Origin of the sequence: Polynucleobacter sp. MG-6-Vaara-E2 (genome assembly GCF_018687695.1) — a bacterium.
Lineage (GTDB): Bacteria > Pseudomonadota > Gammaproteobacteria > Burkholderiales > Burkholderiaceae > Polynucleobacter.
Genome location: NZ_CP061303.1, coordinates 1,968,958 through 1,985,407, shown reverse-complemented (window position 1 = coordinate 1,985,407; position 16,450 = coordinate 1,968,958). Strand labels below are relative to the sequence as shown.

General features: G+C 46.1%; 13 protein-coding genes and 1 pseudogene. 12 read left to right on the top strand and 2 right to left on the bottom strand.

Translation table 11 applies throughout. From position 1 onward, the window contains the following. The first annotated feature begins 223 nt into the window (after positions 1–223). The 7 genes and pseudogenes from rpmH to mnmC all read left to right on the top strand — a co-directional run. Positions 224–358, top strand: coding sequence for a 50S ribosomal protein L34 (gene rpmH / locus ICV38_RS10265; RefSeq protein WP_011903922.1), 135 nt, complete (start codon positions 224–226; stop codon positions 356–358). Positions 359–366: 8 nt separating this feature from the next. Further along, a complete protein-coding gene (gene rnpA / locus ICV38_RS10260) occupies positions 367–684 on the top strand; it encodes a ribonuclease P protein component (RefSeq protein WP_215381566.1) in 318 nt (105 codons plus the stop codon). A 1-nt stretch (position 685) separates the two neighbouring features. Beyond that, positions 686–919, top strand: a complete 234-nt coding sequence (yidD, locus tag ICV38_RS10255) for a membrane protein insertion efficiency factor YidD (RefSeq protein WP_215381563.1) — start codon at positions 686–688, stop codon at positions 917–919. A gap of 15 nt (positions 920–934) precedes the next feature. Further along, positions 935–2,608, top strand: a complete 1,674-nt coding sequence (gene yidC / locus ICV38_RS10250) for a membrane protein insertase YidC (protein ID WP_215381560.1) — start codon at positions 935–937, stop codon at positions 2,606–2,608. Positions 2,609–2,650: 42 nt separating this feature from the next. After that, a complete protein-coding gene (gene mnmE / locus ICV38_RS10245; RefSeq protein ID WP_215382891.1) occupies positions 2,651–4,012 on the top strand; it encodes a tRNA uridine-5-carboxymethylaminomethyl(34) synthesis GTPase MnmE in 1,362 nt (453 codons plus the stop codon). Positions 4,013–4,103: 91 nt separating this feature from the next. Further along, the gene (locus tag ICV38_RS10240; RefSeq protein ID WP_215381557.1) at positions 4,104–5,969 is read left to right on the top strand and encodes a phosphoenolpyruvate carboxykinase (GTP); all 1,866 of its coding nucleotides are present in this window, start codon (positions 4,104–4,106) and stop codon (positions 5,967–5,969) included. A 45-nt stretch (positions 5,970–6,014) separates the two neighbouring features. Further along, positions 6,015–7,016 (top strand): annotated as a pseudogene (gene mnmC, locus ICV38_RS10325) (FAD-dependent 5-carboxymethylaminomethyl-2-thiouridine(34) oxidoreductase MnmC); the annotation flags it as partial. A 59-nt stretch (positions 7,017–7,075) separates the two neighbouring features. Here the strand turns inward: mnmC and ICV38_RS10235 are convergent. Next, positions 7,076–9,739 carry a DNA topoisomerase III gene (locus ICV38_RS10235; protein WP_251368155.1) on the bottom strand — a complete coding sequence of 888 codons (2,664 nt, stop codon included), beginning with the start codon at positions 9,737–9,739 and terminating at the stop codon, positions 7,076–7,078. 196 nt (positions 9,740–9,935) lie between these two features. Further along, positions 9,936–10,592, bottom strand: coding sequence for a DNA-processing protein DprA (dprA, locus tag ICV38_RS10230; protein WP_251368288.1), 657 nt, complete (start codon positions 10,590–10,592; stop codon positions 9,936–9,938). Positions 10,593–10,701: 109 nt separating this feature from the next. Here dprA and def point away from each other — a divergent pair, with 109 nt between their 5' ends. The 5 genes from def to ICV38_RS10205 are packed head-to-tail and all read left to right on the top strand — an operon-like array spanning position 10,702 to position 16,450. Continuing rightward, complete coding sequence (def, locus tag ICV38_RS10225; RefSeq protein WP_215382887.1) at positions 10,702–11,217, top strand: peptide deformylase; 516 nt, start codon at positions 10,702–10,704, stop codon at positions 11,215–11,217. Positions 11,218–11,225: 8 nt separating this feature from the next. After that, positions 11,226–12,224, top strand: coding sequence for a methionyl-tRNA formyltransferase (fmt, locus tag ICV38_RS10220; RefSeq protein WP_215381550.1), 999 nt, complete (start codon positions 11,226–11,228; stop codon positions 12,222–12,224). Between the two features lie 37 nt (positions 12,225–12,261). Then, positions 12,262–13,563: a 16S rRNA (cytosine(967)-C(5))-methyltransferase RsmB gene (rsmB, locus tag ICV38_RS10215; RefSeq protein WP_251368154.1), complete on the top strand. Its 1,302-nt coding sequence runs from the start codon at positions 12,262–12,264 to the stop codon at positions 13,561–13,563. Further along, positions 13,560–14,141, top strand: a complete 582-nt coding sequence (locus ICV38_RS10210; RefSeq protein ID WP_215381546.1) for a DUF4390 domain-containing protein — start codon at positions 13,560–13,562, stop codon at positions 14,139–14,141. The genes rsmB and ICV38_RS10210 overlap by 4 nt, the downstream gene beginning before the upstream one ends. Next, positions 14,138–16,450 (top strand): ATP-binding protein, encoded by a 2,313-nt coding sequence (locus ICV38_RS10205; protein WP_215381544.1) that lies wholly within the window; start codon positions 14,138–14,140, stop codon positions 16,448–16,450. The genes ICV38_RS10210 and ICV38_RS10205 overlap by 4 nt, the downstream gene beginning before the upstream one ends.

Here is a 16,450-nt window from a genome sequence, read left to right as displayed (position 1 = left end):
ATTTTTGGAGGATCCATTGTAGCCACCTGACAAAGTTATCCACAAGGTAAAAAATCATGGAAAAGCTGTGGATAACTTGTGAATAAGAACAAAAAACTCATTTTAATTAAGGTGTTAATAAAAAAAGACCAAAAATTAATGAAAAACACCTACATATTTAGTCAGATAGATTGACCTTTTGCTTCGCAACAAGGAAAATATTCGGTTTCCTCGGGGATTTATCATGAAAAGAACATATCAACCATCAGTAACACGCCGTAAACGCACCCACGGTTTTCGTATCCGTATGAAAACAAAAAGTGGACGCGCAGTTTTAAATGCTCGTCGCGCAAAAGGTCGCAAGCGTTTGGCCGTTTAATCTAGCCATTGAATAGCGCAAGGATTTCTGAATTACTTAAAACGCGCCCCAAAACAAACGTGTCTTGGGGTTTGTATTCTGTTGTCGCTCCAAAAGGTGTAAAGCCTGACCTAGGTATTGCGGTGGCTAAAAAATTGGTCAAACGCGCGGTTGATCGGAATCGCCTTAAGCGAATGATTCGTGAATTGGTTTGGACCGCACAAGCAGGATCACTCAATAACGACGTTGTTATCAAACTGAAAAAGCCAATTGGTCGCCAAACTCGGGGTAGGCTCAGAAAAAAAGAGAAAGACCTCCTTCGCTCCCAAGTAACGGAGCTCATTTAAGGTGCAAGTTTTAAACAAGGTGGCAGTGAAGTTGGTGAGGTCATACCAACTAGTCTTGAGCCCTTATGTTGGAATGCACTGTAAGTACATTCCTAGCTGCTCGCAATATGCCTGTGATTGCTTTAATCATTATGGATTTCTCAAGAGTCTTGGCTTAACGGTGTGGCGCATTTTGCGTTGCAACCCTTGGTCACACGGCGGTTATGATCCTGCGGTAAAACAAACATCTCATTAATTTAAGTGAATGAAAATGGACTTTAAAAAAACGATTCTTTGGGCTGTGTTTTCACTATCAGGTCTCATGCTGTACAACAATTGGCAGGTGCACGAGGGCAAACCATCTATGTTTGGTGGCGCTCCAGTGGTTACGCCAGCTACTTCAGATAAGACGGCCACCGGAGCCAGGGTAGATGTGCCAACACAAATTACTGGTGTTGCTACAGGCACCACAACACCAACCACAAATATCGGCTCCATCGAGAGCGCAGAAAAGTTTGTATTACAAAACGATGTGCTCGTTTTAGAAATTAGCTCTAACGGGGCTAACGTTATTGATGCAAAACTCCTAAAAGCGCTAACAGCAGAACAAAAACCGGTTGAGCTTTTCCAACACACCCCAGCACACAAATATTTTGCAAGATCCGGCCTAATCACACTAAACAACAGTGATTTGCCTAACCATACGAGCATTTTTAAGTTAGTTCAGTCTGGTAAAGATGGGTCTGGTAGACCATTCATAGTTCTTGCAAGTGAGCGCAGCGGCGTGAGGTTAGAAAAAACATTCATTCTGAACCCCGGTAGCTATGTGGTTGAGGTTGGTCATCGCGTTACACAAAGCACTACAAATACGAATCCGATTGTGCTTTATACCGAGATCGTTCGTGATGGTATGCAAGAGCAAAAAATTGGGCCCTTCGGCGGCGCCTTTTCTGCTAGCACCTTTACTGGCCCAGCTGCATACACAGATAAAGAAAAATTCAATAAGCTGGAATTCACGGCGATTGATAAAAACAAAATTACTATTCCAACCCAAGTGGCTGCTGGCGAACCAGCATGGATTGCAATGGTTCAGCATTACTTTGCAAGCGCTTGGATTCCTGGCGATAAATTTGCGCGCGACATTTACGCAGGAAGAATTGATAACGGCTTGTATCGAATCGGTATGCAAATCCCATTGGGCGTGGTTGCCCCAGGTTCCGTTGTGGTTGAAAAGGCGAGACTTTTCGTTGGACCACAAGAAGAAAAGGTTTTAGAAACCATTGCTCCAGGCTTTGAGCTTTTAAAAGACTATGGCTACCTAACGATCATTGCCAAACCAATTTTTTGGTTGCTAGAAAAGATTCATGGCTATGTTGGGAATTGGGGTTGGTCCATTATTTTGCTAACCATTTTGATCAAACTGGTCTTCTTCCCTTTGTCCGCCGCTAGCTATAAATCAATGGCGCGCATGAAAGAAGTGCAGCCCCGTTTAATGGTCATGAAAGAACAATTTAAAGGCGACCCACAAAAACTCAATCAAGCAATGATGGAGATGTATCGTAAAGAAAAGATCAATCCACTAGGAGGATGCTTGCCGGTTGTGATTCAGATCCCGGTGTTTATTTCTTTATATTGGGTTCTGCTGTCTTCGGTTGAAATGCGTGGTGCACCATGGGTTTTGTGGATCCATGATTTGTCAGTGCCCGACCCTTATTACATTTTGCCCGTAATTATGGCGGTTTCAATGTTTGTGCAAACCAAGTTGAATCCGACGCCACCCGACCCAATTCAGGCAAAAGTAATGATGTATATGCCAATTGTGTTTTCAGTCATGTTCTTTTTCTTCCCCGCCGGTTTAGTGTTGTATTGGGTGGTAAACAACTTGTTGTCTATTGCACAACAGTGGCAGATCAATAAAATTTTTGGCAAGAAGGCTGCCAAATAAGAGCTTGTATTAATAAGCTTTAATGGAAATCACACAGCAATGATGACTCGCAAGTTACCCATCATTGCTGTGGCAACCGCCCCAGGCAGGGCTGGTGTTGGCGTAGTTCGCATTAGCGGACAAAATTTAAACCCCATTATTAAAGCCCTTTTTCAAAGGGACCTTGTTCCGCGTCAAGCCACCCTATTGAGTTTGCGTGATGTGGGTGGACAACTAATTGATCAATTGGTCGCAATCTCATTTGTTGCCCCGGCCTCTTTTACTGGCGAAGATGTTTTAGAGTTGCAGTGTCATGGCGGCCCTCATTTGCTTGAGTTGGTCATGAGGCGATGTCTAGAGTTGGGGAAAGAAGATGGCTTGGTCATTGCCGAGCCTGGCGAATTTACCTTACGAGCCTATCTCAATAACAAAGTGGACTTAGCGCAGGCCGAAGCAATTGCAGACTTAATAGATGCACAAAGCGAGGCGGCGGTTCGTGGGGCTGCAAGATCACTACAGGGCGCTTTCTCAGACGACATTAATGACCTTGTTGAAGAAATTACTCAACTCAGAATTTTGGTTGAATCCACTTTAGATTTTCCTGAAGAAGAAATTGAGTTTTTAGAAAATGCTCAAGCACGTGAGCGACTTTTAGCAGTAAAGGCAAAGCTTCAGGCTCTGCGTGACGGCGCCAAGCAGGGCAAAATTTTGCGCGATGGAATACACCTAGTTTTGGCTGGTGCACCCAATGTTGGTAAAAGCTCTCTGTTAAACAGATTGGCTGGCGAAGAAGTGGCCATTGTTACCCCGATAGCAGGCACCACTCGTGATCGAGTACAGGAAAGCATTCAAATTGAAGGCGTCCCAATGCACATCATTGATACGGCTGGTCTTAGGGATACCTCTGATGAAGTAGAGGTCAAGGGGATTGAGCGAACCTGGGAGGCTATTCGCTTAGCTGATTTGGTTGTTTTCTTAACTGCGCCCAATGCCGATAAAGAGTCTGATGAGTTAAGGGGGCAGATTTTGGAGGCCATACCTCCAAAGTGCCCCTTTTTAGAGCTAGTTAATAAAGCCGATTTATTCGACAAAGAGTTTGTTGCCAATAAGCCCGACTCACTGCTGATTTCGGCCAAAACGGGGCAGGGAATAGAGGCGCTTAAACAGAAAATTCTTGAAACAGTCGGCTGGAATGGCCCCCAAGAGGGCGCTATTGTGGCCCGTAGGCGCCACTTAGATTGCCTAGAGAGAGCAGCAGAGCATATTGAAAGATCGGAACAGTTCGCAGCAAATGGCAACAATTCACTTGAATTATTCGCAGAAGAGCTATTTTTAGCACAAAATCACCTTGGTCAAATCACTGGCAGGCTCATCCCGGACGATCTTTTGGGCAAGATTTTTAGCCAGTTTTGCATAGGCAAATAAGGGGGCTTTCCCGGCACCAGGTCAATACGCCAAATATGACCAAAATGTTAAAATCATTGGATTAAAAAATTCAATTTTCATAGGGAAACATATGACTTCAACTGCTAGCGGCCAGATCAATGTAAATGCGCCAGCTTATGTAAAAAACAAGCGTTTGATTGAGTGGGTTGCAGAAGTTGCCACCCTCACCAAGCCAGATGCCATTCGTTGGTGCGATGGATCTCAAGCCGAGTACGACGAACTTTGCGAGCTGCTTGTAAGCGCAGGCGTTTTCAAGCGCCTTAACCCGGCAAAACGCAAAAACTCATTCTTGGCGCTTTCTGATCCAGAGGATGTGGCCCGTGTTGAAGACCGTACATTTATTTGCTCAGCCAAAAAAGAAGATGCCGGCCCAACCAATAACTGGGTTGAGCCAAGCGAAATGCGTGCAACTTTAAATCCGCTGTTTGATGGATGCATGCGCGGCAGAACAATGTATGTGGTGCCATTCTCAATGGGCCCGATCGGCTCACCTATTGCACACATTGGCGTGGAGCTATCTGATAGCCCTTATGTTGCTATCAATATGCGCCTAATGACCCGCATGGGTAAGGCAGTAATTGATCAGCTTGGCGCTGAGGGCGAATTTGTTCCTTGTATTCACACTGTTGGCAAGCCATTGGCTGCTGGTGAAAAAGACGTTGCATGGCCAAACAATAAAACCAAGTACATCGTGCATTACCCAGAGACACGCGAGATTTGGTCTTTTGGCTCTGGTTATGGCGGCAATGCATTGCTAGGTAAAAAATGCTTTGCTTTGCGTATTGCATCGAATATGGGTCGCGATCAAGGTTGGCTGGCAGAGCATATGTTGATCCTTGGCGTGACATCTCCAGAAGGCAAGAAATATCACATTGCTGCAGCATTCCCATCCGCATGCGGCAAAACCAATTTTTCTATGATGATTCCACCAAAAGGTTTCGAGGGCTGGAAAGTCACAACAATCGGCGATGACATTGCATGGATCAAGCCACGCAAAGATCCTGTTACCGGCAAGACTCGTTTGTTTGCGATCAACCCAGAATCTGGTTACTTCGGCGTGGCCCCAGGCACAAACCGTCAAACCAATCAAAACTGTATTGACTCACTAAATCAAGATGTCATCTTTACAAACGTTGGCTTAACCGATGACGGTGATGTTTGGTGGGAAGGTTTGACTGAAACCCCGCCAGCACATTTGATCGACTGGCAAGGTAAAGATTGGACTCCGGCAGATGGTGCCGCAGGTCGCAAGGCTGCTCATCCAAACTCACGCTTCACGGTTGCTGCAACCAACAACCCAGCGGTTGATCCTAAGTGGGATGATCCAGAGGGTGTTCCAATTGACGCGTTCTTGTTTGGTGGCCGCCGCTCGAACACTGTTCCATTGGTTAGCGAAGCACGTGATTGGGTAGAGGGCGTTTACATGGCCGCTACTTTGGGCTCTGAAACTACCGCGGCAATTACCGGTCAAATCGGCGTGGTGCGTCGTGATCCGTTTGCAATGATTGCGTTTGCTGGTTACAACATGAGCGATTACTTCCAGCACTGGCTCAACATTGGCAAGAAGCTCGAAGCTGAGGGCGCTGTATTGCCAAAGATTTATTGTGTGAACTGGTTCCGCAAAGATGAGAATGGCAAGTTTGTATGGCCTGGTTTTGGCGAAAACATGCGCGTTCTTTCTTGGATCTTGGATCGCGCTGAAGGCAAGGCAAGCGGAAAAGAAACTCCGTTTGGTATTTGCCCAGAGCACACCGATATGCATTGGGGTGGTTTGGACTATTCCGCTGAGAAGTTTGCTAAGGCAATTCATGTTGCCGTTGATGACTGGAAAAACGAGTTGAAATTGCACACTGAATTGTTTGAGCACTTAGGCGAGCGTTTGCCGAAAGAGTTGAAAGAGACTCGTACCAAGATTGAGCAGCGCTTAAACGCTTAAGCTAAAAGCCGTTAGCAGTATTCAACGCTTTAACCAGATTAATTAATGACTAAACCCCAACACCATGACATCGTGGTGATTGGGGCAGGCATTTGTGGCGCAACCATTGCCAATGAGCTGCTTGAACGCGGCAAATCCGTCTGCGTTATTGATGCAGCAAGTTCACCAGCTAGCGCTTGTTCAAGTCATGCATATGCTATTGCGCATCCGCATATTGGCAAAGGTTCTCCACGTTTATTGCGCCTTACTCGCTTAGCATTTCTATTGGCCGAAGCCAGGTGGAGTAAGGCTTGGCAAGCGCATGGTATTTTTCAGCCCACTAAAAAAGATCGCGAATTTAATCGAGCAGAAGTTTCTGCACATCTGCGCGCCCTTGATTTAACGGAAGATATTGCGCTGCCGCTCGATGCCATTGAAGCTGAAAAAATCTGTGGCATTCAACAAAGCGGTGTATGGATTTCTCGAGGCGCTTGTTTAAATTTGTCAGAAGCAAGCAAGCAATTGCTCAAAGAGCATGAGCGTCTGACGTGTATTTGGAATACACGAGTTGCTAGGCTTGAAGAGCTGAATGGGGTTTGGTGTTTGTTTGATCAGCAGGCTCGGGCATTTGTTACTGCCAAGAAAGTAGTCATTGCTGCCGCAATGGATAGCAAGCTCTTAATCAACAGCATTGGAGTGCATTTGCCATTAAAGCCAGTACGCGGGCAGTTGAGTATTTTTTCTATCAAGCCTGGTGATGTCTGGATTGAAAAATTACCTAAGGTCGGTATTTCGGGTGATGGCTATTGTTTGCCAGCGGAGCAGCTTGAGGACGGAAGTTTTCGGTGGATTGTGGGCTCTACTTTTGATGAGGGTGAGGATGATTTGTCCCCGAGACTTGCTAGTGATGACTTTAATCGTGAGCAAGCTAAAAACTTGGTGCACTACCCAAGCGGTGATGTAAATAGTCTCATCAAAAGCGGAGAGTTTATTGGCGTACGCTGTGTTGCTGGCGACCGTCTTCCTATTATTGGCGCGTTGACTCAGCACCCAGGGATTTTCTTGGCTACCGCCTTAGGATCAAGGGGAATATTGTGGTCGGCTCTAGCAGCCAAGCTCATTACAGCTCAACTGCTAGAGGATGATTTTGCTTTGCTTGCGCGCTTGGGTTTTGCAACAGACTTGGTTGCGGCACTTGCGCCAGCACGCTTTTTAGCAGGCGCCTTAGCTGCGCCGGGCGCTTTAGCTTCAAATTCAAAACCAATTTTTCCATCAGCGCCCAGAGCCAGGTAGGCCTTAAAGCCACGCCCAGTGCGGTTTGATTTGAAGTTGCTCATGAGGTCGGTTTTACCCTCTTTTAACAACTTCTGAATTTGCTCGCTTGAAACTTCTTGTTGTAAAACGACCTTACCAGTTTTGAAGTCACACGATTTACTTGGACCAGTATTGTTTTCGCATACATAGCGCATGCCATCTTCGTAAACAGCACCAGAGCATTTTGGACAAACACCAAGAGCTTGACGACCCGTGAAATCAACCGCTTCAGTTTCATCATCTTGAGTGTTACCAAAATCAAACTCCAACTTGAAGCCTGCATTTGGATAGTCTTTGTCGTCTTCTGGAATTTCAGATAGCTTGATGATCGCTGCAAATGGGCGACCCATTTTGCTGCGGAATCCTTGCAGAGGCCCAATTGTTTTTTCGCGCAACAGTTCTTCTACTTCGGGATATTCAAAAGCGCGACCACCCGGCGTTTTGCTGATCGTAAAACCACATTTTTCACATGCAAAACGACGATAGTTTTCTTTTACAGGGCCCTTACAGTGCGGGCACGGCGTGGTCATCGTGGCATAGTCACCTGGGATGGTATCGCTGTCATATTCTTTGGCGCGTTTCACAATACGCTGCGTCATTTGAGCAATTTCTTGCATGAAGGTATCGCGATTCATCTTGCCTTGCTCAATGAGCGATAACTTGTTTTCCCAGCTACCAGTTAAGTCGGGGCGCGTTAATTCTTCAACATCTAGGCCGCGCAATAAAGTCATTAATTGGAATGCTTTTGCGGTTGGAATCAGTTCACGTGCTTCACGCACAATATATTTTTCAGCCAATAAGCCTTCTATGATGGCTGCTCGGGTTGCTGGTGTTCCAAGCCCCTTCTCCGCCATCGCCTCACGCATTTCGTCGTCGTCAACCCATTTACCAGCGCTCTCCATGGCAGAGAGCAAGGTTGCTTCTGTGTAGCGTGCAGGTGGTTTGGTTTTAAGTGGAACAGCAACAACTGACTCTGTTTGAACGGTTTCACCTTCTTGCACTGGTACTAATTCATCATCAGCTTGATTGGATTTGCCGTATACGGTTAGCCAGCCGGGGTTTACAAGAACACGGCCTTCAGTTTTGAAGTGATGACCGGAGGCTTCGGTAATGCGTGTGGTGACCCGGAATTCGGCTGCGGGATAAAAAACCGCCAAAAAGCGACGCACAACGAGGTCATATAACTTTGCCTCTGGCTCACTCAAAGTCTTAGGCGTTTCTAAGGTTGGAATAATCGCAAAGTGGTCTGAAATCTTAGAGTTATCGAAAATGCGTTTATTTGGTTTAATCCAACCATAACCTGCTTTTGCTTTCGGATCCTTTGGGTCGCCTTGCAAAATTTGCTTTGCAAACGGACGATATTCCTGCGAGTGCTCTGCAAGATTCTCCATCGTCTGTTTAACGGTATCTAAATAATCTTCAGGTAATGCTTTTGCATCTGTACGAGGATATGTCAATACTTTATGGCGCTCGTAAAGTGCTTGCGCAAGCCCCAAAGTATTCTTTGCAGAAAAGCCAAAGCGTGCATTTGCTTCACGCTGCAAGCTAGTCAAATCAAAAAGTTGTGGAGCAAGTTGAGTGGCTGGTTTTGCTTCCTCACTAACGGTTGCCTTTTTTCCGCGACAGGCCGCAACAATGCTTTGTGCCGCAGCCTCACTCCAGAGACGATTTTCACGAGCATCTGGCTCGGTAACATCCTTCTTAAATTTCGGCTCAAACCAACGCCCCTCATACACTCCAGCAGCAGCGATAAATTCTGCCTTTACTTCCCAGTAGTCTTTTGAAACAAATTTACGGATAAGCTCTTCACGTTCAACAACAATCGAGAGAGTTGGCGTTTGAACGCGCCCCACGGTTGTTAAAAAGAAGCCGCCACTCTTGCTGTTAAATGCTGTCATGGCGCGCGTGCCATTAATGCCCACTAGCCAATCGGCTTCGGAACGACAACGAGCAGCATCTGCGAGAGGTTGCATTTCATCATCGGTTCGTAGGCTTGCAAAACCATCGCGAATGGCGGCAGGCGTCATTGATTGCAACCAAAGTCGTTTAACGGTTTGTGAAGCTTTGGCGTGTTGTGCAATCAACCTGAAAATAAGCTCGCCCTCACGTCCCGCGTCACACGCATTAATGAGAGATGTCACGTCTTTGCGCTTAATGAGTTTTTGGAGCACCTTTAGGCGGGACTCTGTTTTTGCAATTGGACGTAAATCAAAATAAGGTGGAACAACCGGCAGGTTTGCAAACGACCATTTGCCGCGTTTAACGTCATATTCCTCTGGGGCGGCTATTTCTAATAAATGACCTACCGCCGAGGAAACTAAGAAGTCATCGCTTTCAAAGTAGTCCTCATATTTGGTAAACCCGCCCAAGGCTTTTGCTATGTCATTTGCTACCGATGGTTTTTCGGCAATGATCAACGCCTTTGGGTGATCCACGGAGGAGGTCTTGGAGCTGCTTTTGGTAGATGCTTTAGCCACGCGTTTGCCTAAAATTTGAGCCTGAATGAATGTTTTTAATAGCGAAAATGGATGGTCAATTTAAACCAAATCGAAGCTTGATCTATTACAACCCCCTTTTTTATTATTAACCGATAAATCCTGAAAAGTCCAAAAAAGCCCCCTTTAGGGTATTTCAGGACCAACATTTAAGGTCGTTAAACACCCAAAACCCCCCTTAAAACCAATTTAAATGGTGTTTTTGGTGAAAAGTGAGCTCTTCCAGAACGTCTTTTGGGCTTCGGGTTAATTTGGCACCCTGCTGGATGAGTTCGTTGCAACCAGTAAAAAGCGGGTCATTAATGGGGCCAGGTAGTGCAAAAACCTCTCTGCCAAGCTCGGCTGCTAAGCGAGCGGTGATTAGTGACCCCGACTTTTCGGCTGCCTCTATGACTAAAACCCCTAGCGCTAGGGCTGCAATGAGGCGGTTGCGCCGCGGAAAATGAAATGCCTTTGGGCCTGTTCCGGGCGCAAACTCCGATACCAGAAGCCCATGATTGCTGATGGCATGGGCTAGCGCCAGATGCTCTTTGGGATAAGTGATATCTAGCCCGGTTCCGCAGACAGCTAGCGTCTTTGATCCGATGCCAAGGCTAGCGCGGTGTGCCGCCCCATCAATGCCCTTTGCCAGCCCAGATATCACTGTGGCGCCCGCCTTAGAAAGCGATTGAGCAAAGTAATGAGAATGGGTGAGACCTTGAGCGCTAGATTTGCGTGAGCCCACGATTGCAACCATTGGCTCTTTTAGAAGCGTTATATCCCCATTTATATATAGGCAGGCTGGAGGGTCATAAAGATCATTAAGTCGTTCGGGATAGTTGCTGTCCCCTCGCATAATTTTATGGATGAAGTTTGGTTTGGAGTTCATGGGCATCAAGCATTTTGAAGCGCAGGGAATTGTCAACAATCGGGACAGATGGATTGCTCTGTTGGATAATTCCTACATGGCTATATTGACGGTTCTTTGTTACCCCGATCCACGTCTCCACAAAATTGCAAAACCTGTGGAGCAGGTAGATGCGCGTATAAAAAAAATTGTGGCTGATATGGCCGACACAATGTATGACGCACCAGGAGTTGGTCTGGCCGCAACACAGGTGGACATTCATGAGCGCATAGTCGTGATTGATGTTTCTGATGAGCAAAACGAGTTGAGAGTCTTTATTAATCCTGAAATTACTTGGGCAAGCTCAGAGAAAAAATCTTGGCGCGAAGGCTGTCTTTCTGTGCCTGAGTTTTATGATGAGGTTGAGCGACCCGCACAAATAAAAGTGAAGGCTTTAGACCTTGAAGGTAAGACTTTTGAAATCGAGGCTGATGGATTGTTGGCTGTGTGCTTGCAGCATGAGCTCGATCATTTGCAAGGAAAAGTATTTGTTGAATATCTTTCCTTGCTAAAGCGCAATCGCATCTCACAGAAACTGAAAAAACGCGCCAAAGAATTAGAAGGTCAGCGCTAAGCGACCTCATGAAAATTGTCTTTGCCGGTACCCCTGAGTTTGCAGCGCAGGCAATGCGAGCCATTCACGATGCTGGTCATGAAATTGTTATGGCACTTACTCAGCCAGATCGCCGTGCGGGCAGGGGCATGCACCTACAAGCTAGCCCGGTTAAAGAGTTTGCTTTGGAAAAAGGTATTCCGGTATTGCAGCCAGAGACGCTAAAACGTAACAGCGTTGATCCACAGAAAAAGATACAAGCACAAGAGGCATACGATCGACTGGCTCAAACAGATTTTGATGCCATGGTAGTGGTTGCTTATGGATTGATATTGCCGCAAGAAATTTTAGATATCGCCGAGCGCCCAGGAAGGCATGGCAGCTTTAATATTCACGCCTCACTCTTGCCTCGTTGGAGAGGGGCTGCACCGATTCAGCGCGCTATAGAATCTGGTGATCAGAAAACAGGCGTGTGCATTATGCAAATGGATTCAGGCCTTGATACTGGCGACACAGTTTTGGTAGAAGAGCTTCAGATTGCTGCTGCTGAAACCAGCGCAAGCTTACATGACAGATTAGCCGAGTTGGGTGCGAAGTTAATCGTAAATGTACTCACTGAACTAGGTGGCGGCAAAAAGTTGATTCGCACTCCACAATCAAATGTGGGAGTTTGCTATGCAGAGAAAATTCTAAAAGTTGAGGCGGAGATTGATTGGAGTCAAGACGCTACTCAAATTGATGCTCAGATTAGAGCATTCAACCCCTTTCCTGGTGCCACATCTAGCTTGAGCGGCATGGCCGTAAAGCTTTGGAATTCACGTGCTGTTAAAGATGTCTCTGGCAGATCGGCGGAGCCAGGCAAGGTACTTGGGTTTAGCGAGCACGGCGTTTATATTCAATGTGGTTCTGGCGTAGTTGAGGTGCTCGAGATGCAAAAGCCCGGAGGCAAAAGAATGAATGCAAAAACCTGTTTGCAAACATTTGATGTCGATGAACAATTATTCTGTTTTCAGAAAAAGGCAGAGTGATTTTGACTTTGAGTAAAGCCCCTTGCTAGAGCAAAAAATGTCTCACAGTCTTCCGCTCTCAGAGGCAATCACTATTGCCGCACAAGCGATAACCGAGGTCATGAGTGGTAGATCCCTGACTGAGGTTTTGGATCAGCTAGATGCACATGAACGACCAATTGTGCAAAGCTTGAGTTTTGATGCCTTGCGTAAATGGGTTCGGTCTCATGAGTTGATAAAACAATTCGTTCCTAAAACTCCACCACCAGAAGTTGATCATTTATTGACTGTTGCTATTGCATTATTTATGCGCGATGGCTCTGATGGCAAAGGCTATGCAACTCACACCATCGTTGATCAGGCTGTTAGGGCGTGCTCAGAGTACGACAAGACAATGTATGCAAAGGGCTTAGTAAATGCGGTTCTGCGTAAAGTAAGTCTGGTTTTGCAACCCCCTGAGGGGCAACCGCACTATCCACCAGACCCAATTCCCATGTACGTTCCCGCATGGTGGCGCGCAAATCTGAAGCGTCATTATTCAAAGGTTTGGCAATCGATCTTATTTGCCCAAGCAAAGCGAGCACCACTAATATTGCGCGTCAATCAAAAGCAACATTCGCGCGAGCAGTACCAATCCCTATTGCATGAAGTTGGTATTGCCTCCTCACCAATTGAATCTGTCGCCGGAATCTCATTATCAAGCGCACTACTGATTTCTAATCCCGTCCCGGTGTCCGAGTTGCCGGGTTTTTATAGTGGCGCGGCTTCTGTTCAGGACGCTGGCGCTCAAATTGCTGCAACACTTTTAAATCCGCAACCGAATGATTTGATATTAGATGCCTGTGCAGCGCCAGGCGGCAAGACTGCCCATCTATTGGAGTTGGCAGATTGTCGAATGGTTGCGCTTGAGCTAGACGGTGATCGCCTTGGAAAAATCGGCGGTAACTTAGACCGCTTGCGCTTACATTCAGAAAAAGTAAAGGTGCTTTGTGGCGACGCCTCGAAAGGCGTATGGTGGGATGGCGTACCTTTTGACAAAATTTTGTTAGATGCCCCTTGCTCTGCTTCTGGCATTGTTTCAAGGCATCCAGATATTCCATTTTTGAGACGCGAGGCAGATATTCCGTCTTTGCAGTACAAGCAGCGGGAGATATTAACCCAAGCATGGAAGATGCTAAAGCCGGAGGGTTTGCTTCTATACGTTACTTGCTCGGTGTTTCCAGAGGAGGGCGAAGATCAGGCGGCATGGTTTGCGCAGCAGCATAGCAATGCGGTACGATTAGGCGCTCCAGGACAGCTTTTGCCTACAGAAGCCAATGATGGTTTTTACTACGCTTTGTTTAAGAAAAATGGGCCATGAGCCAAAGAATTAAGCAATTCATCCTTTTGTGTTTGATGGCGTTGAGTGTTTTTTCAACGACCGCTCATGCTGAGGGAATCAAAATCAAGTCCTTTGAGTTGGAAAGGGTTGATAGCGACTGGCTCTTAAATGCTAGCTTTCAGATTGAGTTATCGCCTGGTTTAGAAAATGCGGTACAAAAAGGCGTCGTTTTATATTTTCAGACAGATTTTGAATTGACGCGAGCACGCTGGTATTGGTTTGATGAAAAGCCTGTTGTTGCCCAAAGACAAACTCGCTTGTCTTATCAACCCCTAACTCAGCAATACCGCATTGCTTCTGACGGGTTTACCTTTTCTGCAAAAACGATCTCAGAGGCATTGCAAGCTGTGGGCAGTATTGGTGGCTGGCGTGTGATTGATAACGAGCAGCTCGACCCCAATAAAGCCTATACAGCCAGTCTACATATGGCTTTAGACCTTAGTAAATTACCAAAACCTTTTCAAGTAAACGCACTCAACAATCGGGATTGGAATATTTCTAGCGATTGGTTGCGCATCCCCTTTTCTCCCAATGGGGCAACTCTGGTTAAACGATGAGAGAAGCCAATGCATCGTTTAAGACCAGCTTTTTTGAATCAAAAGCTTGGCGCAAAAAAATACTCCCAGCCTTTGTTGGTCTAATAGGCGCGTTTGCTTTATTGCTGCTGATTATGTTGTCGGTCGCCTCCTCTAATACAGATTTTTTTGACCGTTACTTTATTTGGCTTTATGCAGCAAACGTGGTTATTGGAGTTTGCTTAACCCTAGTTATTTTGACTTTAGTAATTGTTATTGCCGTACGTTGGCATCGAGGCCACTTTGGTACGCGTTTAATAGCAAAGCTCGCAATGATTTTTGCTCTGGTAGGGGTTGTACCGGGCTTGATTTTGTATGGCGTCTCTCTTCAATTCGTTTCCAAAAGTATCGAGACTTGGTTTGATGTTCAAGTCGAGTCAGCCTTAAATTCGGGTCTTGAGTTAGGTCGCGTAACCTTACGCGTTGCTCAAGAGGAAATTTTGGCAGAAGGAAATTATGTTGCTGAGCAAGTGGTAGCCGCTCCTCCTGGTTCAAGCACTGAACAGGTTGCGACAGCGGTGATGAAGATACGCAATCAGTTTGGGATTCAAGAGCTCACTTTGTTTAGTATTCAACGCAATTTGATCTTTACTAGCGAAGTAAAGCCTAAGAAGTATCTTCCCCCGCCTAGTGCAGACGTTATTGCAGAAGCATTTAAAAAGAAGGGCGTTACCTCTATAGATCAGGTCGAGTTGGATGGGGGGCAAAAGACTTATCGAGTGAGGGCGATTGTCCCTGTTGTACGCAAGAAGTCCATTCAAAGTAAGGCGGACACCAGCAAGGATTTGGACGATAGATATTTTTTGCAGTTGGTTCGTTACATCCCAATCCCGCTAGCTAAAAACATTCAGGCGGTTGAGTCTGCCTATAGCGATTATCAAGAGAAGTCACTGGGGCGTAGTGGTCTTCGCAAAATGTTTGTGGGCACATTAACGCTGACCCTTTTCTTCGCATTATTTGTGGCGGTGATATTAGCTCTATTGTTAGGTCGTCAATTGGCCAGGCCATTACTAATGTTGCTCAAAGGTACCCAGGCTGTGGCTAAGGGAGACTTATCTCCCAAGCCAGAATTAGATACTGGGGATGAGCTTGGCATGCTTACACGACAATTTAATGTGATGACAAGGCAGCTAGCCGATACCCGCACTTCTCTACAAGAATCCAAGGCCTTCTTAGAAAAAGTGCTTGGAAGCTTAACTGCTGGCGTTTGTATCTTTGATAAACACTACAACGTAGTTTCTAGTAACGCTGGCGCAGACCGCATTTTTGCTCAAGATTTAACCTTGTTAGACGGCAAGCCATTGAGCGAGAATCCAGCTCTTGCAGAGTTTGAGGAGGCTATCAAGGAAGGCTTTGCAACGATGAAGTTGACTGTTGCAGACAATGGGCTTGGCTCTGCCAATTCAGGCGCACAGAAGTCCGCGCCTATATGGCATAAACAAATACAGCTACATACCACCAGTGACTACGAAAACGAATTGGGCGTAACTTTATTCGTGCGTGGCACACAATTAACCGAAGATTTGCGCATGGTGGTATTTGACGACATTACCGATGTCGTTAGTGCCCAAAGATCGATTGCTTGGAGTGAAGTGGCAAGGCGCTTAGCCCATGAAATTAAAAATCCGCTTACTCCTATTCAGCTGTCTGCAGAGCGTTTGCAGCACAAGCTTGCCGGTAAGCTCAGTCCCGAACAAGAGGAAATGATTAATCGGAGTACGGAGACCATCATTGGCCAAGTGCAGGCAATGAAAGAAATGGTTAATGACTTCAGAGACTTTGCCAAAACCCCAACGCCGCAATTAAAGCCAGTTTCAATTAATACGCTGACATCTGAGATATTGGGTCTATATGAGGGTAGCCCTTTAGAAACCAGATTAGATCCAAGTTGCCCCAACATCATGGGCGACTCTACTCAGCTCAGACAGGTGATTCATAACCTGCTCCAAAATGCACAAGATTCAACGCTTGAAGGCAATCATCGGGCTGAGCCAGTTGAAGTGAAAACGGAGCTGGTGTCATATGGTGAGCAAAATGGCATGACACAAAAAGCGGTACGCTTAACAATAAGTGATCATGGGGTTGGATTTCCAGCTAAGATATTGGCAAGAGCATTTGAGCCTTATGTAACCACAAAGAGTAAAGGTACCGGATTGGGTCTAGCGGTTGTCAAAAAAATTATTGATGATCATGGCGCCAAAATAGAAATACGTAACCGTATGCAGGGAGAAGAAGTGATCGGCGCACAAATATCAATTTTGTTTATGAACTTAGCAAATGAGGCAGCCTAA

What these genes read in the sequence shown, in the direction of transcription:
- rpmH (WP_011903922.1), top strand. Translation starts at nt 224, where the DNA reads ATGAAAAGAACATATCAACCATCAGTAACACGCCGTAAACGCACCCAC.
- yidC (WP_215381560.1), top strand. Translation starts at nt 935, where the DNA reads ATGGACTTTAAAAAAACGATTCTTTGGGCTGTGTTTTCACTATCAGGT.
- mnmE (WP_215382891.1), top strand. Translation starts at nt 2,651, where the DNA reads ATGACTCGCAAGTTACCCATCATTGCTGTGGCAACCGCCCCAGGCAGG.
- ICV38_RS10240 (WP_215381557.1), top strand. Translation starts at nt 4,104, where the DNA reads ATGACTTCAACTGCTAGCGGCCAGATCAATGTAAATGCGCCAGCTTAT.
- dprA (WP_251368288.1), bottom strand. Translation starts at nt 10,592, where the DNA reads ATGCGAGGGGACAGCAACTATCCCGAACGACTTAATGATCTTTATGAC.
- def (WP_215382887.1), top strand. Translation starts at nt 10,702, where the DNA reads ATGGCTATATTGACGGTTCTTTGTTACCCCGATCCACGTCTCCACAAA.
- fmt (WP_215381550.1), top strand. Translation starts at nt 11,226, where the DNA reads ATGAAAATTGTCTTTGCCGGTACCCCTGAGTTTGCAGCGCAGGCAATG.
- rsmB (WP_251368154.1), top strand. Translation starts at nt 12,262, where the DNA reads ATGTCTCACAGTCTTCCGCTCTCAGAGGCAATCACTATTGCCGCACAA.
- ICV38_RS10210 (WP_215381546.1), top strand. Translation starts at nt 13,560, where the DNA reads ATGAGCCAAAGAATTAAGCAATTCATCCTTTTGTGTTTGATGGCGTTG.
- ICV38_RS10205 (WP_215381544.1), top strand. Translation starts at nt 14,138, where the DNA reads ATGAGAGAAGCCAATGCATCGTTTAAGACCAGCTTTTTTGAATCAAAA.